The sequence below is a fragment of the Paenibacillus sp. FSL H7-0331 genome, assembly GCF_001956045.1.
On record NZ_MRTH01000013.1, the window covers coordinates 109,067 to 135,471 of the forward strand.

Below are 26,405 nucleotides of genomic sequence, written 5' to 3' on the forward strand. Positions count from 1 at the left end.
GTCAGTGTTGCTGAAGCAACGCTTTAAGACTATGCTTACGAAGTTAGCGTTCCATTGGAACGCTTTAAGGAGACTAAACAATGAGCGGACAACAACCGCATGTACAAATAACGAAGCCCAAAGTCATCGGCATTGGCGATAACGGAAGGGATAGCCTGCTGCCCCTGTATGCAGATTGGATCGACAGCAGTGAGCTGCTGGTCGGCGGTGAGCGTCAGCTGCAATTTTTCCCTGATCATCAGGGAGAGCAGTTGATCATTAAAGGTGGTTTGAGCGAGTTGGCGGCCCGTTTAAAGACTGAGTCGGAGCAAGGACGCAGTGTCGTGGTACTGGCCTCGGGCGATCCGTTTTTTTACGGGATTGGCGGGTATTTGAGCTCCAAGCTGGCGGTTGAGGTGTATCCGAATCTGAGCTCGATCCAGCTTGCTTTTGCACGAATGGGGGAGAGCTGGCAGGATGCCGAGGTTGTGAGTGTTCACGGTCGGAGCATAAAGGGCTTAGCTCAACGCATTGATGGCAAGAAAAAGGTAGCGCTGCTCACGGATGAAACGAACAGCCCGCAGGAGATTGCCCGCTATTTACTCGCTTTCGGTATGACGGAATATCGTGTGTTTGTCGCGGAGAATCTGGACGGACCGAGCGAACGTACTGACTGGTATGAGCTGCAGGAATTGGCTGAGCAGGCAACGGAAGCTTTTTCGCCACTCAATGTCGTTATTTTACGTCAAAGGCCAGGTGTTTCCAGCGCAGATTTGCCTCAGTGGCCGTTTGGTATTGACGATGAGCTGTTTGCTCAGCGCAAGCCGGATAAGGGTCTGATCACCAAGAAGGAAATCCGTGTTCTGAGTCTTGCCCAGATGGGACTTCGGTCTGACAGCATTGTCTGGGATATTGGAACGTGTACCGGCTCGGTAGCGATTGAAGCAGCACGCATTGCCAGACAAGGTGCGGTGTATGCAATTGAAAAGAATGAAGCGGATCTCGCCAACTGTTTGGAAAATATGACGCGTTTCCGCGCTGATATAACAGTAATTCAGGGGCGCGCACCACAAGGTTTGGAGACTTTTGCCGATCCTGATGCCGTGTTCATAGGAGGCAGCGGCGGTGAAATGAAAGAGCTGCTGCATGTGTGCTGCACGCGACTTCGGCCTGGTGGTAGAATCGTTCTTAATGCAGTGACGATTGAAAATTTATATGAGGCTAACCGAACATTTGCCGAGGAAGGTTTTGCTACGAATATTACTTTGGCACAAATTTCGCGGAGCAAGCCGATTTTGGATATGACCCGATTTGAGGGACTTAACCCTGTTTATATTATAACCGCCCGGCATCAAGAGCCGGAGAGTGCAGCAGTAAAGGAGACGAAGGCAGTTGAGTAACTTAGGTATTTTGTATGGCTTGGGTGTTGGGCCCGGTGACCCGGAGCTTATTACGGTAAAGGCTTTCCGGCTTCTGAAGGAATCCCCGGTTATCGCATATCCGCGCAAAAAACGGGGAGCCAAGAGCTACGCCCTAGCGATTACAGAGCTTTATGTCAACACGGAAGAGAAAATTATGGTTCCGCTGATCTTTCCAATGACGAGAGACCGCGATGCTTTGGAGCTGCAATGGAATAAAACCGTGGATGCGGTATGGCAGCATTTAGAGCAGGGCAAGGATGTTGCTTTTGTCACTGAGGGCGATCCAATGATTTACAGTACATTTATTCATTTGATGAGGTTAATGGCTGAGCGACACCCTGAGGTGAAGATCGTATCCATTCCGGGCATCTCCTCTGTGAATGCATCAGCCTCACGACTGGGGCTGCCGATGGCGGATGGTGATGAGAAAATCGCGATTGTTCCGGCTACGGATGACTACGATAAAATGCGGTATGCAATCGAATCGCATGATTGTATCGTATTTATCAAGGTGGCCAAGGTGATTGATCTGATGCTGCGTGTGCTGGGTGATCTTGGTTTGGTCGATAAGGCATCCGTGCTGACCAAAGTAACCTCCTCCGAAGAAATGATCTGGAGAGATATTCGCGTGCTGGAAGGCCGTGAGCTGGAATACTTAACATTAATGGTGGTGAGAAAATAATGGATAAAATCTATATTATTGGAGCCGGTCCCGGCGATCCGGACTTGATTACGGTTAAAGGCTTACGTTTGCTGCAGGAGGCCGATGTTGTTCTTTATACAGATTCATTGGTTAATGAGGACCTGATTGCCAAGGCCAAGCCGGAAGCGGAGATTTTGAAAAGCGCGGGTATGGACCTTAAGGAAATGGTCGATATCATGGTGGATCGCGTACGTCAGGGTAAAATGGTTGCCCGTGTACATACTGGTGACCCGGCCGTGTTTGGTGCGATTATGGAGCAGATTGCTCTGCTCAAAAAGGCAGGAGTCGGGTATGAGGTTATTCCCGGGGTCAGCTCTGTATTTGCCTCAGCTGCGGCGATTGGTGCCGAGCTGACGATCCCTGAGCTGACGCAGACCCTGATTCTAACCCGTGCTGAAGGCCGGACGCCTGTACCTGAGCTGGAAAAGCTTAAGGACCTGGCGGCCCATCACTGCACGCTTGCCTTATTCCTTAGTGCCACACTGGTCAAAAAAGTCGTTGGTGATCTGCTGGAAGCAGGCTGGAGCGAGGATACGCCGGTTGCTGTTGTGCAGCGTGCCACTTGGCCAGATCAGCTCATCGTGCGTACGACAATCGCCAATCTGGATCAGGACATGCGTGCGAATGGGATTCGTTCCCATGCAATGATTTTGGCAGGGTGGGCGCTGGACCCGGATATTCATAGCAATGAAGAGTATCGCTCCAAGCTGTATGACAAGGAATTCACGCATCGTTTCCGCAGAGGAGTGAAGCCCTCATGATCAGCTTAGTCGAGGGTCAATTTCCACAAATTGAGCAAAATGGCGATTACGCGATTGTAGCTATTACGAAGCACGGTGTCGAGCTTGCCCGCAAGCTGCAGCAATCATTTTCTCATTCAGATTTGTATTATATGTCCAAGTTTGCGCGCGGCGACGAAGCAGAGCTCGGTATTCAGCTGTTCGAAGGCAGTGTAAGAATGCTGTTCCCTGCTTTATTTCCAGCCTATAAAGGCATCATCACGATCATTTCCCTGGGTGCTGTGGTTCGAATGATAGCCCCCTTGCTGGTTGATAAGAAATCCGATCCCGGCATTGTCGTCATCGATGATAAAGGGGAGCACGTAATCAGCATGCTATCCGGCCATTTGGGCGGCGCGAATGAGCTAACCCGCGAGGTAGCTGCGGCCATCGGTGCCAGAGCTGTAATTACAACTGCTTCCGATGTGCAAAAAACGATAGCCGTTGACTTGTTCGGCCGCCGCTTCGGCTGGGTATGGGAATCCGCGACGAAGCTGACTCCGGTCAGCGCCTCAGTCGTTAACGAAGAGCAGGTTGCCGTCGTGCAGGAGTCCGGTGAGCCGGGCTGGTGGCTGCATGATTCTCCCCTGCCTGCGACCATACGAGAGTATGCGTCTGTCGAGTCTGCACTTGCCGCACAGCCGCAGGCAGCGCTTGTTGTCACGCACCGTGTACTGTCTGCGACTGAAGAAACGATACTAACCAATGGTGTGTTGTATCGTCCGAAGGTGCTTGCACTTGGCATCGGCTGCAACCGCGGCACAGCAGCGGAGGAAATTGAGGCGGTGATCACCGAAACCTTGGCTGAATTGCAGTTCTCGATCAAGAGCGTCAAGGCCATCTGCACGATTGATCTGAAGAAGGATGAGGAAGGCCTGCTTGCTGTCACTCACAAGTACAGCTGGCCGCTCGTGACCTACACCCCTGAGCAATTAAACGAAGTGCATATCGAGGCGCCATCCGATACCGTACATCGGTTTACTGGCGCATATGGCGTCAGCGAGCCTGCAGCGAAGCTGTACTCAGGAGCATCCGAGCTTGCTCTGACCAAGAAGAAGTCCGGCAACGTGACGATTTCCGTCGGTCTCATCGATTTTGAGAAGCTGGCTGAGAAGTCTGCACAGGAGGCTGCTGAGGTTAACGCATCAGATGCTTCAAAAGAGGCGTCCACAGCAGCATCATCGGCAGTGAACAACAATCAAGCCGAGGTACAAACTGATGGCCGATAGAAAAATCGTAATTGCCGGAACCGGAAGCGGTGTCGGCAAAACTACACTAACCATTGGTTTGATGGCAGCTCTTCGTAATCTCGGTCATCAAGTCCAAGGCTTTAAATGTGGACCTGATTATATCGATCCTACGTTTCATACCGCTGTAACCGGACGCAGCTCACGTAATCTCGACAGCTATATGCTGTCTCATGATACTGTTAAGGAAATTTATACAAGAGCCAGCCATGACGCCGATATTTCGATCATTGAAGGGGTTATGGGGTTCTACGATGGCAAAAACCCGAAAAACAACGTAGGAAGCACCGCCGAAATCAGCATGCTGCTGGATGCGCCTGTTCTGCTGGTCGTGAATTGCCAGAGCATGGCGCGCAGTGCTGCTGCTATCGTCAAAGGCTTTCAGTGTATGGAGCCGCGGGCACGAATTGTCGGTGTGATCGCCAACAGAGTAGGCAGCGCCAATCATCACCGGATTGTGAGTGAGGCGATTGAACAGGAATGCGGCATTCCGGTGCTTGGGTATTTGCTGCGCGACGATCAACTCTCGATGCCGGAGCGCCATCTGGGTCTCGTTCCTTCTATAGAGAGAGGAGAGCTGCAGCCGTTTTTTGACAGCTTGTCCACTTTAATCTCAAGTACCGTCGATGTTCAGCGCATTTGGGAGCTGGCGGAATCTCCGGAAGTTGAGCTCTCAGAGGACAGCCTGCGAATATTTATACCAGCAGATAGCTTACCGCAGTCGCAGGTTACGATTGCTGTTGCCAAAGATGCGGCCTTTAACTTTTATTATCAGGAAAATATCGAGCTGCTGGAAGCAAATGGAGCCAAGTGCATCTATTTCTCTCCTCTTGCTGGTGAGCCGCTTCCCGCGGGTGTGCATGGTCTGTATCTTGGAGGCGGTTTTCCAGAGGAGTTTGCCGACAAGCTGGCCGCGGATGAAGCCGAGCACGTACGTCAGTCGATTCGCGAAGCGATTTCCGGTGGGCTGCCTACGCTGGCAGAATGCGGAGGATTCATGTATTTGACAGATTCGATAGCGAATACGAATGGTCAAACCTATCCGATGCTGGGACTGATTCCTGGTACCGTCCGCATGCAAAAGAAGCTCGCTGCTCTTGGTTATCGGGAAATTACCGGCACTGAAGGCAACTTCCTGCTGGGAGCTGCGGATAAGGCCAAAGGCCATGTGTTTCATTATTCTACGTTTCAACCTGGAGTGGCGGCAGATAAACAGACTGACGCACAGTCTCATGACAGCCAATCGGGGAGCATAAAGGCGTCAAATCCCCAACCAGAGATGGCGTTGCGTCATGCGTATGTAACGAAGGGACTGCGTGGGACCAAGCCGGAAGGCTACCTGAACGAGCAGGGAAATTTGATCGCCGGATATACACACATTCATTTTGCATCGGAGCCAGCTTTAGCACAGCGGTGGGTAGAACAATGCAAGCAGTATAAGCAACTTAAAGAACATTAAAGCACAATCCAACGAGAGGGGAATCATGAATCATGTCTGTTATGGAACTGCTGCGCAAGCGGCGTGCAACTCGAAATGTTCAACCCATTGAAGTCGAAGATGAAAAAATCGATGCCCTGCTCGAAGCAGCGGCATTAGCGCCTAACGACAGACTGCGCGAGCCTTGGCACTTTTATGTGATCCGCGGTGAAGCCAAACAGCGTTATGAGGCGCTGGCACTTTCCTATTTGGAGGAGCGTTTCCCGACCAAACCGAAGCTTGTTGAGGAGTCATTGAAGGTACTTACCGCAACCCCGCTCGTCATTGTAGTTACGTCCGATGTGATCCCGAACGATCCTGCATCGTCCAAGGATAATGAATATGCCACAGCTTGTGCAATTCATTCCATGTGGCTTGCCGCAGGGGAGCTGGGACTTGGTTTGGTATGGCGGACTCGTGGGATAGGTCTGGTCCATGACGAACGGATGCATGAGTTTATCGGTTCACCTGAAAATAAAAAGGTTATCGGTACTGTGTTTATTGGATATCCGATTGATGAGCCTGCAGCAACTGCAAGAACACCTCATCGGGATAAGACGACATTTGTACAATAAGCTTTGTCTAAGTTGGGGCATAACTAAACGTCTGTACGACAAAACGATTCTCATGAATATGTATGCTTAAAAGCGGTGATACCAGGCTAGAGGTGGCTTACCCTGAATTGGGTAAGCTGCCTAATTTCCTGATGTTAGATGGTGGTAACGAGTCCGTTCCTTCGCTTTCTACCACTCCCTTTCATGGGCACACCACCTCAACGCCTATTTGCTCAGCAACAATTTGACAATGTTTACCCAGAAAGGAAGCGTAACGAAATGAAAAAGCAGTGGGTGATATGGGGGAGTATTGGAGGCGTTGCAATCTTATCAGCTGCCTTGATATTATCGAGCGATAAGATCATAAAAGGTGTAGCTCAGATAAACCAGCTGGTACCTGTAACAGTACCTGTATCTGTACCGGAATCCGCGAAGCCATTGCAAGGAGTGCCGTCCACACCTGCTTCACCTGTTGCGCCTTCGAAGACGACAACTGCCCCTGGAACCCAAGCCCCAAAGGCATCAACAAGTTCGACTTCAGCACCAAAAGCATCTCCAACTGAAATCGTCCCGACACAGACGGAAGTCATGACCACATTACCTTCAGTTGCTCCCAAATCGGTACCCAGTGTGTCCTCCAAGGCCCCAGCAGCGGAATCATCCGCAGCGTCAAAGCCAGCCCCGTCACCAGTAACAACCAAGGCTCCAGCAGCGGAATCATCATCAGCCTCTAAAGCTTCCCCGACGCCAAACGAAGCTAAGGCTCCTTCCACAAAAGAAGTCACCTCCACAACAATCACAGCGCCTGTGGCTCCTGTGGCTCCAGTAACGCCAATTGCCCCCATACATGAGCACAAGTAACGGTTGCTAGAATCAGTTCCAGATTTAACGACACCACTGTAGGTGTCCAGCAGATCAGGGTTCTGCAATCCGATTAGAGGCTGCATAATGGGGTCCAATAGCTTCGGGAACATCGACGAGTTTCTGATGTGCTCCCCAGGTTTCTCCCCATATGCGCATTTGCAGGAGCACGGTTTTGTACGCTCTTCCTTTATCAGTTAATGAGTATTCCACGGTTACAGGTACTGTAGGGAATCTTCAATTATTTTAAGCCGCCTCTTTAGCGCCAGCTCGCTGTTTCATTTTATCAAATCTGCCCGGACCGGACAGTATGCCTGCCAGAACCCCTATTACAGCAAAGATGATAGCAATCATAAATCCGTGATTAATCGCCGTACCGAGCGAGTCACGTAAGAATTCGCGAATTTCCTGAGGTATGCTAGCGGCGGCACGGACTAACAATTCGGGATTCGCCAGCGTATCGATTTTATCAGCGGGAATGTGGTGAGCCTCTGATCCATCCCGTATCATTTGTGCTAGCTGATTGTTTACGATAGTGGCAGTCAAGGTCGCTCCGAGTATACCGCCAATATTACGCCAGAAGCCAACAATGGACGAGCTGATACCGATGTAACGAGGGTCGACACTGTATGCAACGGCATTTTGCGCTACGCTCATCAAGGGGCCAACGGCACCAAACCCAAGCATAACCATCAAAGAAATCATATAAACAGTGGAGGCATCATGAGCAACTCTGCTGAGCAGAAAGGTAACAACGATGCCCATCAGCATGGATACGATGATCAACGATCGGAAGGAGAAGCGCGTCTGCAGGCCACCGAATACAACGGCCCCAACCATCAGCGAGAACATCATCGGTGTCAGCAAGCCATTGGAGTTCGTGTTGCCAAGTACTGCAACAGAGAACATAGGCAAATAAGTAATGGCTGAGAACATGATGGCGCCTTGGCATAAGCAGGCAATACTGGTACCGACAATCATGCGGTTGCGAAATAATTGCAGCGGCAGTATCGGTTCTTCGGCTTTGAGCTCGGTTAGGACGAACAGGATCGTTCCGATCACAGCTGTCGCGAATAAACCGATAATTTGCCACGATGCCCAAGGGTAGCTCTTGCCGCCCCATTCCAAAGCCAACATCAACGAAATCGTGGAAACGATCAAAAGGAAGGTACCCAGATAATCAATTTTGGGCTTGCGGTCTGAACGTGATTCCTTCAAAGCGATCAGCAGTACGAGAAAGGACAAAGCACCGAGCGGCACATTGACGTAAAAGCACCAACGCCATCCCCAGTAATCCGACAACAGCGTGCCAATCTGTGGACCCGCAACAGAGGAGATGCCAAAGATGCCAGCAAATACCCCGGAAAGCTTGGCAGCCTGCTTCGGATCAGCGAACATCGTGTAGATGATCGTAAAGCTGATGGGGAAGAGAGCCCCTGAACCGATTCCCTGCAGCGCGCGAAACCAGATTAACTGATCGATATTTTGCGCGAGCCCGCATAGTGCGGAACCGAGAAGAAAAATGGCAATACCAATTAAATAAAATCGTTTTCGGCCGAATAAATCGGACATCTTCCCAAATACGAGCATCGTACTGGTAGCTGCCAGCATGTAGGCCGTGAAAACCCAGCTCATTTTATCAAATCCACCGATGTCCTTAATGATGTGGCTGACGGCAGCTGAGGTGATCGTATTATCAAGCGACGCCATCAACAACCCAAGTGCCATAGCCAGCAAAATAAATCCGTTCGTCCGCTTACTCATGTGATGGCGCCTCCATATTGTTGTTAATTGTACGGAGTCGTGCAATACCATCCTGCAGCACCTGGACCTGGCTCCGTATATTGCCGATACCAATCTGAATACATAACTCCTGAGTGGGACTCATTTGGGGGCCCATACGTTCATAATCATTTTCCAAACTGAGCAGCTCCGCCTGTGACCGCTGTAAAGCATTGTTTATCCAACCAGCGACCATTTGTGGATCAGCTAATTCTCCAAAAATAAGACGAACCATGAAATCAGAACGAAGCACATTTTCCTGAATGTCGCTTTCTAAATAGCTCTGGAATTTCATTCTGCCTTGTTCGGTAATCGAATATACATGCTTGTTGGGCTTCCCTTGCTGGACAACGCTCTCCTTCGTAATTAATCCTTCCTTTTCCAGCTTGCCAAGCGTGGGGTAAATTGTGCCGTAGCTCGCATCAAAAAAGTAGGAAAATAAATCCTCGAACTTTTTTTTGATATCGTAGCCGGATTTCGGTTCAACTGCCAAAATTCCAAGTATTACATCTTGACCTGTCATTAATGATATGCCTCCCTGATAGCTAATAAATGTATTATAAACGCATGATATATATCGAGTCAATATATAAACGCATGATACACGTATATTTTTTTGTAAAATAAATATGAATTGTCCCTGCTGTTCTTTGCGCTGCAGCACATTTTGATAGATAATAGGAAGGGGAATTTTATAACGACAACAGCAAAATTGAGAGGATGATAGGCATGAGTCAAGCTTCAGTTCAAAATGTACAATTTTACGATGAGCCAGCCATTCAATTAAATGCCGGAGGTTATCAGGCAGTTATCGTTCCGGGTCTGGGTGCTAATATGGTTGAACTGAGCCGTCCTGAGGAAGGCTTGAGCTTTTTACGCACTCCTGGCACAATCGAACAGCTTCGCCAATCAGGTCAAAGATACGGGATACCGCCTTTGTTCCCACCTAATCGAATAGAAGGGGGAATTTTCTCCACACCGCACCGTGACTACACATTTCCGCTTAATAGTTCGGATGGCAAGGTGTTTATGCATGGGATTCTCCATAAAAGACCGTGGCAGATCCAATCTTCCGGTGTTCGCGAGGACGGGTCAGTCGAGGTTAGCCTATTGATGAATATGAATCGCGATGGTGATATGTTTGCCTATTATCCACATGAATTTACATATGTATTAACTTACTTCTTATCGGAGCAGGGTCTTGAACAGCAAATTCGGATTACAAATTTGAGCGATGAACCGATGCCATTGGGTGTAGGCTTTCATACTGCACTTAAAGTCCCCTTCCATCAGGAGGGTCAGGAGCAGGATTACTCGCTGCGGGTATCCGTCGATAAGCAATGGGAGCTGACTTCGGAGTTTTTGCCTACAGGAGTATTATTACCACTGGACGAAATGGACCGGGAACTGCGTCAAGACGGTATTCGACCTACAGGTGAAGCTTATGCGAGGCATTTGACCGGGGGAGCTATCCAGCATAATGGATCTGACTTCTATGGAGCGATTCTCACGGATCAGCAGCGCCAGATCAGTTTGGTTTATGAGGTGGACCCAGCCTTTGGGCATTGGACGATATGGAATGATGATGGCGTGAGCGGATTTATTTGTCCCGAGCCTCAAACCTGGGCTATCAACGCGCCTAATATATCATTACCGGATGCAGTTACGGGATTCCAGCTGCTGGCACCTGGTGCCGAATGGACCGCTTCAAGCCGGCTATACGTTGAACACCAATAAACTCGGTATAATCTTATGAAGCCCGCTGCCGTTGTTGTATAGCCGCGCAGCGGGACTTACTCATCGGATATACAAAGGAGGGGAACACTGATGACCTTGCAAATCGGATTCGTTGGAACCGGTGGCTTTACGCGTTTTCATTGCAATCTGTTAAGCAAAATGGAAGGTGTGCAGGTTCGCGCCTTTTGTGCAACCCGTTTGGAGAAGGCAGAGCAGGCTGCGGCTGATTGGAACAGTGCTGTCGGTTATGACTCACTGACCCATATGCTGGATCAACAGAAGCTGGATGCCGTATTCGTATGCATCCCCCCCATGGCGCACGGAGAGATTGAATATGCGCTGATTGAACGAGGGATCCCCTTTTTGCTTGAAAAGCCGCTCGGTTTGGACCTCTTGCAGCCTGCGGACATAGCCAGTCGTATCCAAGCCAAGCCGCTTATTACCTCAATCGGTTATCATTTCCGTTATATGGATTCCACACAAAGGGCGCTTGAGCTTTTAAAGAGTCGTACTGTAGGGATGGCTCTCGGGTATTGGATGGGAAGTATGCCGAAGGTTCCGTGGTGGCGCAGACAGGACGGATCAGGCGGGCAATTTATCGAGCAAACCTCGCATATGGTGGATTTGCTGCGTTATACGATGGGTGAGGTCGAGGAAGTATATGCAGCTTACGCCAACCGTGTGATGCATGAGAAGGAAGATGGAGTTACGACACCCGATGTCGGTACTGTAACGATCAAGCTGGTCAGCGGAGCGGTAGCGACAATTTCGAACACCTGCATACTGCCGGGCTCAGGTCCCATTGGGCTGCATGTGTATACGGATCAAGGTGTGCTGGAGCTGTCCGACAAAAGCTTAAAGGATATCGGTCGAGCATCTGTGTGCGAGTACGCGAATCAGAACAATCCTTATGTTCGTGAGCATGAAGCTTTTTTTCATGCGGTCAGAACGGGAGACACCTCACGTATTTTATCAACCTATGCGGATTCCCTGCGGACGCAGGCTGTAACAACAGCCGCCTTGCATTCGGCCGCATCCGGCTTACCGGTGCGCCTTGATGAATTTAGCGGATAACTCAACAGAACTTCGGACTCGGGCTAGCCTGGCATGGGAAACGAGAGGAGTATGCTCTTAAGCATGGACACCATTACACATACATTATTCGGACTCACTTTATATGCAGCAGTGAACAAGGCAGGCTACAGCCGCAATGAAAAGAGAGCACTGTTCGTAACGGCAGTGGGTGGCTCGCAAATCCCGGATATCGATGTGATCTCGGCCTGGTGGGATACGACTGGACGCTACCAAATGTGGCATCGCGGCTTGACACATTCCATCTTTCTGGTGCCAGTATGGGCAGCACTGCTGGCGCTGCTGAATAAGCTATTTTTTAAAACCGGCAGCTGGCGATTGTTCGGACTCGGACTGCTGGCGGTCTGGATTCATGACACAAGCGATCTGTTCAATGCATGGGGCACAGGGTACTTGGAGCCATTTTCTTCTAAGAGAATCACATTTGGCACCGTGCCGATCGTCGATGTGACACTATGGGTCATCATGCTGGGCGGTCTGCTGTTCGTGAAGCTTCGCAAGCCAGTGAAATCTTATCGGGTATATCGGATTGTCGGCCTGCTGCTGGCCTGCCATTTTATCATTCAATCTGTGCAAGGCTATGTCTTATACCAGCAGCATGCTAGTCGCTATGATCAGTTTGCACTCTCCGCCGGATTTGTACCCGGACAATTCCAAATCATTGGCAAAAAGGGTGACAAGGTTGAAATCAGCGAGGCTACCGTATTTACCGAGCCCAGGCTGCAGGTTGCCTTGCAATCCAGCGACAGTGCCAATCTTGATCGCTTATTCGCTGACAATTCCAAAGCCAGAACCTTGTATGAATGGTCACCATTCGTTGTGGTCGTGGATGATGGACAGCGGCTTGGCATTTATGATCCGCGTTTTTACCGTAATGGGCAATCCTTCCTATTCGAATTTATTCATAAATAAATGCAAAACCGACCACCTCCGAAAATGCGGAGCGGTCGGTTTTGTTCATTTATCCGTAAACAGCGTGTATGCTTATGTATACTGATTGTGATTGACTTTATTTTTTGCCAGCTTCAAGTATCCGTTAACGTTCAGCAGCTCACTTTCATCTACGAAGCGCAATTTAATCGGGCCGGCGGCTTCAATAATATAGGAACGAAGTGCTGCCGCTCCTCCCCCGATTACATAAAAGCATTGAATATCAGGATGTTTTTTCCAGCGCTTTTTGATCAGGTCCACGATTTTGTTGGCAGCTCGGCTGAAGTACAGATCGACCACCTGCTTCATGCTGGATTGCCCTTCACCGATGCGCCGAATCGTAAAATCATTTTTTTTGATCCGTTGGACCAGCTTGGCGCGGCTTGGAAACCGATATCCGTATTGATCCTCTACATCGCGAATAATGCTATCCAAATAGGTAGCCATCCCAATCTGCTCTCCTGTGCTGAACTGATTGTCGATGCTCATTTTATTAATGACAGGAAAATCAGTAGTCAAGGCGCCGATCTCGCAAATGCCGATGCACCCCTGATGCAGCTCCTCATCCCGAACCTGCAGGTTATCATGTGTGGCCATGTGAAATAACGCCGCTGCACCTTCAATAGAAATGACCGCGCGGCGGATCGATACTTTAACTTTTCGATTTCGCAGGGTAGGTGTGGTCAGGAAGGTGACTTCATGTTCGCCAACAAGCCTATCCTCGAACATTTTATTGTAATAGGAATAGCTGCGTACAGGAAGGCCGGTTCCCAGCGTGTATTCGACTTCCTCAATGTTGCCGTAGCCGCTGTTGGTAACGGATTGACTGACAATACCAGCATACGCGAGAGCGGTTAAGGCTACGATCAGAGACTGATCAGAAACTGCTTTATTGTCGGTCTCCTCAAGCTCCATGCTGTCCTCGTTCTCCATAGCAAGTAAGCCAACAAAATAACGCTGGCTGTTCTTGGACAGCCGAGGACTGTGAACCACGACATCAAGCGCTTTTAACGGTGAATCCTCTTCTTGTAAAATGTGTCGTTCATAACCTGGAGCAACAATATTTTGAATTACTAGTGGCTCGCGTACTCCGTCTAATACTACCTTGATACTGTCATTGCCGATATCTATACCAGCCAACTTCATTGATCTGACTCCTCCAATCGTTTCCCAACGAATTACTTTAGTACTAGAATTCGATTTGTTTCCACAAAATCCCTTCGTACTTTAGAACCATTTTCCAGGGAAGGCTGCAAGCATGCAGGGTTATGAAGCGGATTTGACGAATAAGAACGTAGATTTAATCGAAATTTGTTGGTGAATATTACTTGATGAGCGTGAATCTTGCAAAAGGAGCCAATATGAAACTGGGATGGGGAAGTAAAAAGTTTACATTAGTCATAATTCCGGATGCGAACCGTTCCGTTCGCCAGTTTGAGATGCTGAATTCGATACCTTACATTGCTGCGACCGCTGTCTTTGTCCTGATTCTCGTTACTTTAGTACTATTTTTCTTTCAGGGACGAACAGCCGTTATCGCAGACCAATTGAAGGTTAAGATCGATAGTCAGGAGCTGGTGTATACCCATACGGTGGAGGATAAGAATGAAACGATTGAGCAGCTTCAGAATGAAGTGATCAAGCTATCCCAGCAAACCTCGGAAATGAAAGCCAGAATCGATGATATTCGCAAAATGGAGGACGAGGTACGTTCGATTACGGGTTCCACCAAAATAGTAGCAGCGGCTGAAGGCACAAACACCCTTGATAGTGCAATGGGGGGAATCAGTCATCCCGCTACGAATAACGATGTGAACGAGCTGCTCAGTCAAACCAAAACACAATTAAGCGATATGGATCTTGAACTGGCAGCCCTACAGCAAAGTATTACCGATACGAAGCATAAAGCATTGGCTATTAAGGAGCAGCTTCGCGTGACGCCTAACATATGGCCTGTAGACAGCCATCGAATCACGTCAAGCTTTGGTTTGCGGCAGGACCCCTTTACACGTCGTCCGAGCTTTCACAGCGGCTACGATATTAGCGCACCTGCTAATTCAGAGGTTTCAGTTACAGCAGATGGTATCGTACGTATCACTGGCAGTGATTCAGAGAGAGGCAATCATATTGTGGTTGACCATTCGAATGGCTTGCAAACCATGTACATGCATCTTAATAAAATCCTCGTGCAAAAAAATGATTCGGTTCAAAAAGGACAGCTGATTGGACTTGTCGGATCAACAGGCAGAAGCACAGGCTACCATTTGCATTATGAGGTTTTACAGAATGGTGTCAGTGTCGATCCACTGCCTTATCTCAAATAATCCAGCCTGAAAGGGGAACGATGATGTTTAAAGGTAAGAAGCACGCGCACGGTATACATGCGACGGATACATTAATCGGTGAGGGAACCTTGTTTGAAGGCAGGATCAAGTCAGAGGCAAGCATCCGCATTGAAGGACAGGTAACCGGCGATGTGGATTGCGCAGGCGATGTGACCATTGGCGAGAAGGGCATCGTGAAGTCCAACGTGATTGCACGCAACGTCATACTGGCTGGCACCGTCAATGGAAACGTCCTATGCAAAGGCAAGCTGACAATCCACGCCACCGGCAAGTTGTATGGGAACACGACAGCCCAATCACTCGTTATAGCGGAAGGCGGTTTGTTCCAGGGAATGAGCAAAATGGATAGTACCGAATCGAACTCTATAGAGATGTCTGCTCCTTCTAAACAGACGGAATCGGTCACAGCAGCACCTACCGTTATCACATGGCAATAGCTGATACAACAAAAGGATAAGCATACAGGGACAATCCTGAATGCCTGTCTTTTTTTTTGTTAAAAGTCGCGTGATGATTGAGTTTGAAGTATAATGTAGGCTAATGGTGAAATCGGATAGAGGCATGCACAAGAGGTATGTTTCAATTGACTACAAGGAGAGATTCGATGCTGGGTAAGTTTCAAATCAATAGGCGCAGTGTGCTCCTAACTTGGCTCCTATCTTATTTGGCAGTTTTATTGCTGCCTGTCTTGATGAGTGTAATCGTATACACGCAGTCAAGTAAGACACTGGAGAATGAAATCAACCAGGCGAATCAATCGCTGCTCAAGCAGGTTCGCGAGGTCATGGATAATCAATTCGAATCGATGGAGCGGTTGAACTTTGAATTAACCTGGAACGTCAGACTTCAACAATTCCTGTTTTCGGGTAAATATCAAATCTACCCCAATGAATTACTGTACGACCTGCATCAAATCACACAGGATTTGTTATTGTACAGAACGTCCTACTCGCTTATCGATCTGTTTTATATTTATATAGCCAATAGCAATCAGGTTCTCATGCCTGATGTTTACAGAGATGCTCCCTTTGCTTACAATTTGATCCATAAAAATGGCGTTTATAACTATGAGCAGTGGTTACAAATTGTTAATCAAAAAGAGTTTAAAGGCTTTATACCGATGTCCCGCATTGATGAGAGCGGCAACCTCCGTAATACAGTTGCCTATATCAGCACATATCGCAAGGAATCGGACAAGCCTGGAGCTACTAATGTAATCATGGTTGACCAGTCGCGTATTCTGCGTGCTATTGAAAACATAGAGCTATTTAACAAGGGACATGTGTTAATCCTCAATGAAGCCAACCAGGTATTGGTAACCAGCTCGAAGGAAAGCGTGAATTTGCTCAAGGATTTTCCTTTTGATAAGGAAATGCCTGAATCGAATATGTTTTTATGGAATAAGGATGGCCTTAATTACGAGGTCACTTATATCAAATCAGATCGTTCCAAGCTCAAATACTTATCGATTATCCCGAGCCAATTGTTTTGGGAAAAAGCCGAGCGGGTTCGGAATCTGACCTACATGAGTATTTTTATTAGTTTGCTTGGAGGAATTTCGTTAACATACGTGTTTTTACGCAAAAATTATAATCCGGTACGGCGTCTTGTAACCGCTCTTTCCGGCAAAACCGAGCTGACTGGCGGTCAAGGTTATAATGAGTTTCGATTTATCGAGCAGGCCGTTGACCATACGTTGGTAGAAATGGCCAAAATTATGTCTGAACGTAAAAAACAATACCATATATTACGGTCCAATTTCGTTGGGCGGATGTTAAAAGGAAAGCTTAATGAACAAATCCCTGTTGATGAATCGTTGGCCACCTTTAATATGCAGTTTGCTACGGACGATTTTGCCGTTATTGTGCTTTATGTACAGGAAAGCGGGACTTTCCATGAGCGTATTCAGGAAATAGGCTCGACCGACCCGCAGCAGCTGATGCAATTTATTATTACCAATGTGATGGAGGAGCTGGCAGCCCAAAACCATCAAGGCTATGTAACCGAAATGGAAGATTCGCTCGTCTGTCTTATTAATTTCTCTGCCAAGAATCCCGAGGGACGGATGGAAGAGCTGGTCCGCATCTCCAAGGACGCTCAAGCGTTCATTATGTCCAAGTATCATATTAGTTTGACCCTGTCGATAAGTGGTATTCATAGCGGGATTAACGGAATTTCCCAAGCTTATTTGGAAGCGCTCGATGCTATGGAGTACAAGCTGGTTATGGGCAGCAAGGAAATTTTGTCCTATGAGGATATTCATCAGAATGCTGCTATGGAGGAAGCGGATACCGTCTATTATTACCCGCTCCAGGTAGAGCTCCAACTGATTAATTACGTCAAAATCGGGGATTTCCCGATGGCTCGACAAACACTCGATGAGATCATTGAGCGCAATTTTAAACGATCATTCATGTCTGTGCCGCTTGGTCGATGTCTGATGCTCAATTTGGTCAGTACGATGATCAAAACGATCAGTGAGCTCGGATATATCGAGGACAGCCTCTTAATACGTAACCCAAGACGGATTGAAAAAAGGATCGAGCGGCTGGCGACCTGTGAAACAATTCAGGAAATGCAGGTTCAAATGACGGAATTTCTGGAAAAGGTTTGTGAATATACGTCCAACAAACGTCAGCAAAATATTCAACAGTCCAAGCAGCGAGTTATGGATGAACGAATCCAGCAAATTGTTAATTACATTAATGAGAGCTACACGGACCCGAACCTCAATATCTCGATGATCGGCAGTCACTTTGACATGAAGCCAGCTTACTTGTCCAAGCTGTTCAAGGACCACACCAATGAAGGTCTGTTGGATTCGATAAACAAGACCAGAGTGGCCCGAGCCAAGTCGATTTTAGATGAAGGCAGCCGAAATGTAAGCGATGTAGCAACTTCAGTAGGCTTTAATGATGTGAATGCATTTATCCGGACCTTTAAAAAGTATGAAGGCATCACTCCCGGAAAATATAAGGAAATGAAGGAGGAATAGACCGCTGCTAAGCGGTTTTTTCTTTTTATATTGATTATTTTGTATATCTAATTGTACTTTTTGTTGATTCGAATTCGTGTTTTTGCCGATAAAATTGGCACAATTTACGATTTCATTTTATGTAAGCGCCATCATATAATACGAGTATGGGAAACAGGTTATATACACAATCTCATGTTGAAGTCATTATTCGGTTCAGCCGAAATATTAGGGAGGTCTTCATACTATGAAGAGCAAAAAGAAAATCGTCTCCACTCTAGTAGTTACAGCCATGATGAGCACTGCAGCGATCGCTTGTTCGACACCCGCAGCCACACCTGCACCTGCTGACACGAAAGCACCTGCCGCTGGAACACCTGCACCTGCTGCGACCGCAACAACGTATCCGATAAAGACGGACAAAACACTTTCTTATTGGATGGAGATGACGGGTAACCTGGTCGGCGTAAAAGCGACTCACCAGGATGTTCCTTTCTTTGCTGAATGGCAAAAAAGAACCGGTGTTCCATTAAAATTTATTGCACCTCCTGTTAACCAGGCCAAAGAAGCACTTAACGTTATGCTGGCTTCCGGAGATTTGCCGGACATGATTGAGTTCAACTTCTTTAAGGACTTCCCTGGCGGTCCGGAAAAAGCTATCAAAGACGGATACATTTTGAAGCTGAATGATTTGATTGATAAAAGTGCGCCGAACCTGAAAAAATATTTGAAAGAGCATCCGGAAATCGACAAAATGGTCAAAACGGATAACGGCAGCTACTATGCATTCCCGTTCATTCGCGGAGATGATTCACTGATGGTGTATCAAGGCCCGATTGTTCGTCAGGATTGGCTGGATGAGCTTGGCCTGCCATTGCCGCAAACCATTGATGAATGGACAGCAATGCTGAAAGCTTTCAAAGAAAAGAAAGGTGCAGCAGCTCCTTTCACAGCAAGTGGCAAGCCTCGCGTATTTAATGAATTCAACAGTGGACATTTCATGGGAGCCTACGGGGTAACACGTGACTTCTATCTGGAAGGCGGACAGATTAAGTTTGGTCCTGCTGAAAAAGGCTATAAAGATTGGTTAGCCTTATTCCGTGGTTGGTATGAGCAAGGACTATTGGATAAGAACATTGCAACTGTGGATGCCAAAGCTTTTGATGCGAATATCGTATCGGGTGCATCCGGTGCCACTGTAGCTAATACGGGTGGCGGTATTGGAAAATGGCAGCCGCTTGTTGAAGCTAATAATCCTAAGGCGAAGCTGGTAGCTGCACCACAACCGGTCTTGAAAAAAGGCGATACACCGAAATTTGGTCAAAGAGATTTGCCGTTCTCCGTAAATGGCGGTATGGTAGCCATTTCAGCAACTTCCAAAAATGCAGAGCTGGCTGTTAAGCTGCTGGATTATGGCTATAGCGAGGCAGGTAATAAATACTTCAACTTTGGTCAAGAAGGCGTAAGCTACAATATGGTGAATGGTGTTCCAACCTATACGGATCTATTAATGAAAAATCCGGATAAACTGGCTCCTGCCCAAGCGATAGCTCTGTATACACGCGCTAACTACAGCGGTCCGTTCGTTCAGGATAAAAATTATATTCAACAATATTTAGCGCTTCCACAGCAAAAAGAAGCTCTTGGCATTTGGGCTAAAACCGATGTGGCTAAATATCAATTGCCGCCAATCACACCGACTCCAGAAGAAAGTACTGAAATGGCGAAAATTATGACCGATGTTAACACATTAGTCGATGAAATGACTTTAAAAATTATTTTGGGTGCCGAGCCTCTTGATGCATATGAAAAATATGTTGAAAAGCTGAAATCCGTTAAGCTGGATCGTGCTATCGAGATTCAAAAAGCTGCTTTGGATCGCTTCAACAAACGTTAATTTGCAAGATGGGAGGGCCTACAAGCCCTCCCAACCATTCAAATTATGAGCTAGAGACAAATAGGTGAGGAAGGAGGGGTATGAGATGGCCAAAACGATGCAGCTTGAAAAGTCACAATCGGTAAGAAAGTCAAATCCTACCTTTATGACTCGGTTTATCCGCGATTTTGTGCTGAACAAATATTTATATCTGATGATGGTTCCCGTCATCGCTTATTATGCCATTTTTCACTACACTCCTATGTATGGAGCTATAATTGCCTTTAAAGACTATACCCCGATGAAAGGTATTGTGGGCAGTCCTTGGGTTGGTTTGGCAAATTTTAATGACTTCTTTGGCAGTTATTACTTTTGGCGTATTTTGAAAAATACCGTTGTGATCAGCCTGTATTCTTTAATATTTGAATTTCCTGCTCCGATTATCCTTGCGGTTTTGATTAATGAGGTCCGCAATCAAATATTTAAACGAGTCGTTCAATCCATTACTTATATGCCTTATTTTATTTCGATGATTGTTATCTGTGGTATGATTAGTGATTTTACGAATTCGGATGGCGTTATTAACACGCTTTTAACGTACTTTGGCTATGATGGAAAAGCCATGCTGCAAAAGCCGGAACTATTTCGAAGCATCTACATTCTTTCTGAAATTTGGCAAAAGATCGGCTGGGAGTCGATTATCTATATTGCAGCGCTGATGGGTATTGATCAGGAGCAATATGAGGCAGCCCGTATGGATGGCGCAAGCCGTTGGAAGCAGATTCTTCATATTACACTGCCTGGTATTATGCCGACGATCGCCATCATGTTCATTCTACGGATGGGGAACCTCCTCAACGTAGGTTTTGAGAAGATCATCCTGCTCTACAATCCGGTTACTTACGATACCGCTGATGTCATATCCTCCTTCGTGTACCGTAAAGGTTTGTTGGAGTTCGGATGGAGCTACAGCGCCGCGGTGGGCATATTTAATTCGGTGCTCAATCTGATACTGTTAATTACAGCGAATTACATTAGCCGCAAGGTGAACAATAGCAGCCTATGGTAAGGAAAGGAGAGATAGGGTTATGCCAAAGGATCAAGGTTTAATGGATAAATTATTGGATATCGGTATCCATGTTGGACTTGTGCTTTTAATGATATTTGCGCTCTATCCGATGCTGTATGTTGCCTTTGCATCCATCAGTGACGCAGGGCAGCTGATAGCACACAAAGGATTGCTGTTTAAACCGTTGGGATTCAGTATTGAAGCTTATAAGAACGTTTTTAAGAATCCGGGCATTTTGATCGGATACCGCAACACCTTGTTTATTTTGGTGATGGGTGTTGTTCTGAATCTGTTTATGACAGCTATGGGTGCATATGTGCTTTCCCGTAAAAATGTAATGTGGAATAAGGTATTTATTATTATTATCGTGTTTACCATGTTTTTTAATGGCGGCTTGATTCCTTTGTACCTGACCGTTAAAAATGTTGGTTTGATCAATTCGTTATGGGCGACAATTATACCTTTTGCAATCAGCACCTTTAATCTGATCATCATGCGTACGGCCTTTATGTCCGTGCCAGACAGTCTGGAAGAGTCGGCCAAGATTGACGGAGCCAATCACTTTACGATCCTGTTCAAAATCATTATTCCATTGTCCATGCCAGTTATTGCCGTTATGATTCTCTATTATGCGGTTGAGAAGTGGAATGGCTGGTTCTATGCATCTGTGTTCCTGAAGGACCGTGAGCTGTTCCCGCTGCAGCTGACGCTGCGTGAAATATTGCTGGCCAACCAGACAGACAGCATGTCGGCAGGAGCGAGTGCCGGGGATCAGTTCCAGATCGGGGAAACGATCAAATATGCGACCATCATGGTAGCTACGATTCCAATTCTGTGCGTATATCCATTCGTACAAAAATATTTTGTTAAAGGTGTTATGGTAGGTGCATTAAAAGGCTAATAGACCATAATGGCCAAGAGCTTATACTGAAAAGTCGTTCTTACTCCTATTCGGAATAGGTGTAGGAACGACTTTTTGTTAATTCCAGTTCGGTAATAGTGAATATGATTGAAATATAATCTTTTTTCTTCCCGATTTTTACAAATGTGTGAGAGCTGGTTAGGTGTCTATCTTAAAGCAAATGTCCGCCAGACACTTCAATGTCCTGGGCTGTAACCCAGCCGAAATCATCGGACAATAAGTTCACAATGACCTTCGCAAGATCTTCGGGTTGGCCGATTCTGCCAAATACAGATTGCTCAGCCAGCGGCTTGATGAATTCAGGATGTTTATCGAATACTCCATCGCCAAAATTGCTTAGCGTAGGACCGGGAGAAACTGCGTTGACCCGAATTTTGCGAGGTGCAAGTTCTTTGGCGATATAGCGAGTCCAAGTTGAGAATGCTGCTTTTAACGAGCCGTAGGCGGAGTATCCTGGAAATGATTGGTTCTTGGATGAACTTGTGGTATTTACGATCGCTCCAGCATCATTCATGAATTGGACGAGGTGTTGTGTTAAAAAAACCGGTCCTTTAAAGTTCGTATTAAGAATTTTGTCGAAGTACTCTTCGCTCATCTCAGTTAACATCATTGGCCCACCAACACCGCCATTATTAACTAAGTAATCAAAAGTCGTTCTGTTCCAAATTTCTTTGAGGCTCTTTTTCACTTCTAGAACGAAACCTTCGAATGTTGATATTTGAGTTAGATCCAACTTCAGTGCTACAGCCCGAACTCCTTTATTCTTCTCAATTTCCTTAACGACAGCTTCTGCCCGGTCCTTATAGGTATTGTATGTGAGAATGACGCTAATTCCGCGCTTGCCAAACTCAAGAGCCGTCGCTTTTCCAATGCCATTACTTCCACCTGTTACGATTGCAATTTTCATAAGATCCTACCTTTCTTGTGTTCGATCTGGATTTTATTTTAGTCGTTTCTGCTGAAATAATATAGATTTAATAATGCCTTTTAATTGCCTAAAACCACCATGTATGGTTTCGATAAACCCGGATTATCCCCTTTTTTATTATAAGAAGAGCCTAAAAATGCCGATGCATCTCAGAGTTGTGTTGAGGAATAAGAAGTCATGTGATAAAATAAATGTATGGATAAAGTTTTAGGTGAAATTATTGATCTAATGAAAGGTGCAGGCACTCGACCAATTGAAACCGGAGTACCGGGGCTAAGCATGATTAAGGGAGACATTCCCGCACATCAGCTCGCAGCGCTCTACGAGCCGATGATTGGTTTTACGGTTCAAGGAACAAAGATACTTTCAATCGGTGAGCGTAGCACTACCTTGGAAGGACCCTCGTATTACGTGGTACCGGTACATGTTCCTGCAACGGCGAGTGTACATCCAGACCGTGATGGCCGTCCTTACATGTCCCTTGGTCTAGAGTTGAATCAGAATGTTCTTCAGAGTTTATTAAGAGATCTTCCTGAAAATCTAATACCAACTGCTTCTGAGCATTTCGCAGCTTGTGAAATAGACATTGAATTTATGGAGGCATGGCTGCGCTTATTGCGATTAACGAATACATCAAGAGATATTCCAGCTCTTGCACCGGCTTATGAACGCGAAATCCTTTATCGCGTTCTGATGGGACCACAAGGATGGTATCTGAGGCAACTTGGTCTGCGGGAAAGTAATTTCTCTAAGATTTCTCAAATTGTAAAATGGTTTCGTGAAAATTTTATGAGGCCACTAGACATCGGTGAGATGGCATCAAAATCTGGTATGGCTATAAACACCTTTCACCGTCAGTTTAAACGTGCAACGGGTTTAAGTCCTATTCAATTTCAAAAGCAATTAAGGCTTTTGGAGGCTAGAAACCTCATTGCATTTGAGGGCTATGCAGTAGCCAGTGCCGCATATCAAGTTGGCTATCAGAGTCCCTCACAGTTTAATCGAGAGTACTCCCGCTTCTTTGGTTCATCTCCAGCTCGGGATACTGAGAATCTAAGACGAATCGAAAGCGCGAGGGATTAGATAGCTGGCATCTTTTTGGTACGCTCAAGGTATGTGGAGTGCGTGGTAAGGAAATATCGGGAGGACAGAATTTAATAGTTTCTTTATTGAGCTGAGTCTATCGATCAGAATTTAAGGCTGAGAACTTCCTAAAGGAGGTTCTTTTTAGCATTTTTTTGACTCGTTCATATACTAATTGGCGAATATTGGTATGAATATAGTAGTAAAACATTAGATTTTTTAAAGATGGGGGCGCATTAACTGAATATGAAAAATAAGTTAAAAAATAAAACTATTGCAATACGCCGTATTTCGATGTATTATACAAACATTAATAAAACGCTTTCATTACCAATACAGTTAGATTAAACCGGTTTAATCAAGGTGGTGATAATCACATATGGGTCAACATAAGATAAACTAAAAGGTCCTTAATCAATCTTATTAAACCGGTTTAATCACATACATATAGAGCATACCTGAATCTGTTTGCAATCATAGCCGCTTTTATTAAACCGGTTTAAGTTATCAGGGAGGTGAAGAACAGGAGTTAACCCGTTTCACCGCATTTTCAAAGCAAAGGTTGAATTATGAGCTCATTATGGAGGGGATATTTTTGAAAAAAATCGGGTTGCTAATGGTTATGATATTAATGCTTGCGGTTGCTCTGGCTGCATGTGAAAGTGATCCCAATGCCAAGACATCAGTCGTTGTGACACCTGTTACTCCTGATAAAGCGACTCCCGTTGTTCCTGCGAAGATAGAGGGTTACAAAGAGGCACCTATGCTCGCCAAGCTTACTGCTGCCTCAACTTTGAAAGCGGTTACTGAACGATTACCGGCCAAGGAAGATATCATGGTAGAGAAGGTATTGGAGGAAACAGGTAAGTACGGCGGCGATTGGAAGCTGCCTTGGACAGGAGTCAATGATCGCTGGACGGTGGGTCAACCTACAGAGGAAGCGCTTTTCCGCTTTAACAAGGATGGCAGCGCAGTCGAACCTAACATTGCCAAAGGCTACGACGTCAATAAAGATTCAACGGAGTTCACCATTTACTTAAGAAAAGGTATGAAGTGGTCGGACGGGATGCCTTTTACAGCCGATGATGTCCTGTTCTATTGGGAGCATATGCTCACCAAAGAGACCTTCGGTAAAAAAATCTATGATGCTTATTACTCGGTTGATCCTGTGACGGGTGATAAGGCTTTAGCGACAGTGACCAAAATTGATGATTATAGCTTCAAGGTCGTTCATAAATATCCAAGCGTGCAGTTCCTGGAGCGTGTGGCGATTGACAACAAATGGTTCCAGGCACCGGCACATTTTCAGAAGACTATTTTACCTGAATTCATAGGTCAGGAGAAGGCGCTTGAGATCGCCAAAAAATGGGGCTTCGAGGACGTCAAATCTTTCCTGGTCGCAACCGGTTATTATTACTGGGTCTACCCGCAAATTCCAACCTTAAGAGCTTGGGTAGCGAAAAATGATCCCAATAGTGATCAATTTATTATGGAACGCAATCCGTATTTCTGGAAGGTCGACGGCGAAGGCAACCAGCTTCCTTATATGGACCGTATCGTAGCTACCAAGGTTCAGGACCCGGCACAAAGAATTCTCGGCACCTTGGCAGGCGATTATAATATTATCGATTTTGACTTTAAGGATTTCACGGTACTAAAAGAAAATGAGAAAAAAGCAGGCTTCAGAGTTATGAATTGGTCAACGCCAACCTGGTCAAGCGCGGGCATTCAGCTCAATCAGACGATTGCAGATCCGAATCTGCGCAAGCTGTTTCAAGATATCAAATTCAGAGAAGCGTTATCGGTTGCGGTAGACCGTAAAGAAATCTCTGAGATCGTTACAAATGGGTTAGGCGCTCCTATCCAGGCGTCGGTTCCCGAAGGCTTGGTTGGCTACCAAAAAGGCTGGGCAGATCAATGGAGCAAATTCGATCCGAAGCGCGCGAACGAACTATTGGATGGGCTTGGATTGACAAAACGTGATAAAAACAACTTCCGTCTCAACGAGGATGGATCGGATTTAACAATAACCGTTATTGAAGGCAGTACGAGCACCTCAGGTTTTCTGGAATTGGTCAAAAAATATTATGAAGCTGTAGGCATCAAGGTAGACCTTAAGGTTGTGGATACAGGTACCCACCAAGAGCTCAAATACTCGAATAAAATCCCCGCCACGACTGAAAATATTTCCTTGGTTAATGTTTCCTTCCGGCCTGATACGCTTGTACCTCTAAGAGTCATCACTCCATGGTACGGACAATATGGATTATACAGCTCCTCGAATGGCAAAGAAGGAGTTAAACCTGAGGGTGATGTTGCCTTGATTCTTGACTACTGGAATAAAGTGAAAGCATCGGCAACCAAAGAGGAAATCAATAAATGGAGCAATGAGATCATCAAGCTTCATCAAAAAAATCAGTGGGTTATTGGTTACGCAGGTCCGACACCTCGTCTGATCGTCGCTTCCAATAAAGTGGGAAATGTACCTAAGGATTTGGTGTACTCGGATGAATTCCGCAGCATCGGCCATGGTCACCCCTCACAGTTCTTTATCAAACAATAAGTCGAATGGTTAATCAACCTGCGGGGAAGTGAGCTTCCCCCTTGTTGGTTTCAATGGCATCTTCGAATTAAGCGGAGAGGATA

Annotated in this window: 22 protein-coding genes and 1 pseudogene; 17 read left to right on the forward strand and 6 right to left on the reverse strand. The window is 46.4% G+C overall.

The genetic code is table 11. The annotated features are described in order from the left end of the window. The first annotated feature begins 80 nt into the window (after nucleotides 1-80). From BK127_RS20255 to BK127_RS20280, 6 genes are read left to right on the forward strand one after another with little or no spacing between them, the layout of a single operon-like run. The gene (locus BK127_RS20255; protein ID WP_076233330.1) at nucleotides 81-1,379 is read left to right on the forward strand and encodes a bifunctional cobalt-precorrin-7 (C(5))-methyltransferase/cobalt-precorrin-6B (C(15))-methyltransferase; all 1,299 of its coding nucleotides are present in this window, start codon (nucleotides 81-83) and stop codon (nucleotides 1,377-1,379) included. Beyond that, the gene (gene cobI, locus BK127_RS20260) at nucleotides 1,372-2,082 is read left to right on the forward strand and encodes a precorrin-2 C(20)-methyltransferase (RefSeq protein WP_076233331.1); all 711 of its coding nucleotides are present in this window, start codon (nucleotides 1,372-1,374) and stop codon (nucleotides 2,080-2,082) included. Before BK127_RS20255 ends, cobI begins: the two co-directional genes overlap by 8 nt. Then, complete coding sequence (gene cobM, locus BK127_RS20265; protein WP_076233332.1) at nucleotides 2,082-2,864, forward strand: precorrin-4 C(11)-methyltransferase; 783 nt, start codon at nucleotides 2,082-2,084, stop codon at nucleotides 2,862-2,864. The genes cobI and cobM overlap by 1 nt, the downstream gene beginning before the upstream one ends. Beyond that, nucleotides 2,861-4,111 carry a cobalt-precorrin 5A hydrolase gene (locus BK127_RS20270; RefSeq protein WP_076233333.1) on the forward strand — a complete coding sequence of 417 codons (1,251 nt, stop codon included), beginning with the start codon at nucleotides 2,861-2,863 and terminating at the stop codon, nucleotides 4,109-4,111. The genes cobM and BK127_RS20270 overlap by 4 nt, the downstream gene beginning before the upstream one ends. Further along, nucleotides 4,101-5,588, forward strand: a complete 1,488-nt coding sequence (locus BK127_RS20275; protein WP_076233334.1) for a cobyrinic acid a,c-diamide synthase CobB — start codon at nucleotides 4,101-4,103, stop codon at nucleotides 5,586-5,588. The genes BK127_RS20270 and BK127_RS20275 overlap by 11 nt, the downstream gene beginning before the upstream one ends. 32 nt (nucleotides 5,589-5,620) lie before the next feature. Then, a complete protein-coding gene (locus BK127_RS20280) occupies nucleotides 5,621-6,181 on the forward strand; it encodes a nitroreductase family protein (RefSeq protein WP_076233335.1) in 561 nt (186 codons plus the stop codon). A gap of 356 nt (nucleotides 6,182-6,537) precedes the next feature. On the opposite strand, the gene BK127_RS20285 is transcribed toward BK127_RS20280, so the two are convergent. The 4 genes and pseudogenes from BK127_RS20285 to BK127_RS20300 all read right to left on the reverse strand — a co-directional run bounded on the left by BK127_RS20285 (nucleotide 6,538) and on the right by BK127_RS20300 (nucleotide 9,326). Continuing rightward, on the reverse strand, nucleotides 6,538-7,134 hold the full coding sequence (locus BK127_RS20285; RefSeq protein WP_179097545.1) for a hypothetical protein: 597 nt from the start codon (nucleotides 7,132-7,134) through the stop codon (nucleotides 6,538-6,540). Continuing rightward, nucleotides 7,076-7,240 (reverse strand): annotated as a pseudogene (locus BK127_RS42470) (winged helix-turn-helix transcriptional regulator); the annotation flags it as partial. The pseudogene BK127_RS42470 and the gene BK127_RS20285, both read right to left, overlap by 59 nt. 27 nt (nucleotides 7,241-7,267) lie before the next feature. Further along, a complete protein-coding gene (locus BK127_RS20295) occupies nucleotides 7,268-8,785 on the reverse strand; it encodes a DHA2 family efflux MFS transporter permease subunit (protein WP_076233337.1) in 1,518 nt (505 codons plus the stop codon). After that, nucleotides 8,778-9,326 (reverse strand): PadR family transcriptional regulator, encoded by a 549-nt coding sequence (locus tag BK127_RS20300; protein WP_076233338.1) that lies wholly within the window; start codon nucleotides 9,324-9,326, stop codon nucleotides 8,778-8,780. The genes BK127_RS20295 and BK127_RS20300 overlap by 8 nt, the downstream gene beginning before the upstream one ends. 206 nt (nucleotides 9,327-9,532) lie before the next feature. On the opposite strand from BK127_RS20300, the gene BK127_RS20305 reads away from it, so the two are divergent. The 3 genes from BK127_RS20305 to BK127_RS20315 all read left to right on the forward strand — a co-directional run bounded on the left by BK127_RS20305 (nucleotide 9,533) and on the right by BK127_RS20315 (nucleotide 12,544). Next, nucleotides 9,533-10,540, forward strand: a complete 1,008-nt coding sequence (locus BK127_RS20305) for an aldose 1-epimerase (RefSeq protein ID WP_179097546.1) — start codon at nucleotides 9,533-9,535, stop codon at nucleotides 10,538-10,540. Nucleotides 10,541-10,630: 90 nt separating this feature from the next. Beyond that, a complete protein-coding gene (locus tag BK127_RS20310) occupies nucleotides 10,631-11,614 on the forward strand; it encodes a Gfo/Idh/MocA family protein (RefSeq protein WP_076233340.1) in 984 nt (327 codons plus the stop codon). Nucleotides 11,615-11,677: 63 nt separating this feature from the next. Then, nucleotides 11,678-12,544: a metal-dependent hydrolase gene (locus tag BK127_RS20315; protein ID WP_076233341.1), complete on the forward strand. Its 867-nt coding sequence runs from the start codon at nucleotides 11,678-11,680 to the stop codon at nucleotides 12,542-12,544. A 72-nt stretch (nucleotides 12,545-12,616) separates the two neighbouring features. Here the strand turns inward: BK127_RS20315 and BK127_RS20320 are convergent, their stop codons facing one another. Continuing rightward, nucleotides 12,617-13,708: a ParM/StbA family protein gene (locus tag BK127_RS20320; protein ID WP_076233342.1), complete on the reverse strand. Its 1,092-nt coding sequence runs from the start codon at nucleotides 13,706-13,708 to the stop codon at nucleotides 12,617-12,619. Nucleotides 13,709-13,923: 215 nt separating this feature from the next. Between BK127_RS20320 and BK127_RS20325 the strand changes: the two genes are divergently transcribed. The 6 genes from BK127_RS20325 to BK127_RS20350 all read left to right on the forward strand — a co-directional run bounded on the left by BK127_RS20325 (nucleotide 13,924) and on the right by BK127_RS20350 (nucleotide 21,727). Continuing rightward, on the forward strand, nucleotides 13,924-14,886 hold the full coding sequence (locus tag BK127_RS20325) for a M23 family metallopeptidase (protein WP_179097547.1): 963 nt from the start codon (nucleotides 13,924-13,926) through the stop codon (nucleotides 14,884-14,886). Between the two features lie 23 nt (nucleotides 14,887-14,909). Further along, nucleotides 14,910-15,344 (forward strand): bactofilin family protein, encoded by a 435-nt coding sequence (locus tag BK127_RS20330; RefSeq protein ID WP_256711382.1) that lies wholly within the window; start codon nucleotides 14,910-14,912, stop codon nucleotides 15,342-15,344. Between the two features lie 167 nt (nucleotides 15,345-15,511). Further along, nucleotides 15,512-17,902, forward strand: coding sequence for a helix-turn-helix domain-containing protein (locus BK127_RS20335; protein ID WP_076233345.1), 2,391 nt, complete (start codon nucleotides 15,512-15,514; stop codon nucleotides 17,900-17,902). Between the two features lie 226 nt (nucleotides 17,903-18,128). After that, nucleotides 18,129-19,778, forward strand: a complete 1,650-nt coding sequence (locus BK127_RS20340) for a type 2 periplasmic-binding domain-containing protein (RefSeq protein ID WP_076233346.1) — start codon at nucleotides 18,129-18,131, stop codon at nucleotides 19,776-19,778. Between the two features lie 145 nt (nucleotides 19,779-19,923). Then, nucleotides 19,924-20,826, forward strand: coding sequence for an ABC transporter permease (locus tag BK127_RS20345; RefSeq protein ID WP_076233426.1), 903 nt, complete (start codon nucleotides 19,924-19,926; stop codon nucleotides 20,824-20,826). Nucleotides 20,827-20,845: 19 nt separating this feature from the next. Next, complete coding sequence (locus tag BK127_RS20350) at nucleotides 20,846-21,727, forward strand: carbohydrate ABC transporter permease (protein WP_076233347.1); 882 nt, start codon at nucleotides 20,846-20,848, stop codon at nucleotides 21,725-21,727. Between the two features lie 172 nt (nucleotides 21,728-21,899). Here the strand turns inward: BK127_RS20350 and BK127_RS20355 are convergent, their stop codons facing one another. Continuing rightward, nucleotides 21,900-22,655 carry an SDR family NAD(P)-dependent oxidoreductase gene (locus BK127_RS20355; protein WP_076233348.1) on the reverse strand — a complete coding sequence of 252 codons (756 nt, stop codon included), beginning with the start codon at nucleotides 22,653-22,655 and terminating at the stop codon, nucleotides 21,900-21,902. A gap of 216 nt (nucleotides 22,656-22,871) precedes the next feature. On the opposite strand from BK127_RS20355, the gene BK127_RS20360 reads away from it, so the two are divergent. Both BK127_RS20360 and BK127_RS20365 read left to right on the forward strand, forming a co-directional pair. Next, nucleotides 22,872-23,759 (forward strand): AraC family transcriptional regulator, encoded by an 888-nt coding sequence (locus BK127_RS20360; RefSeq protein WP_076233349.1) that lies wholly within the window; start codon nucleotides 22,872-22,874, stop codon nucleotides 23,757-23,759. Nucleotides 23,760-24,354: 595 nt separating this feature from the next. Beyond that, the gene (locus BK127_RS20365) at nucleotides 24,355-26,322 is read left to right on the forward strand and encodes an ABC transporter substrate-binding protein (protein ID WP_076233350.1); all 1,968 of its coding nucleotides are present in this window, start codon (nucleotides 24,355-24,357) and stop codon (nucleotides 26,320-26,322) included. The last annotated feature ends 83 nt before the right edge of the window (nucleotides 26,323-26,405 follow it).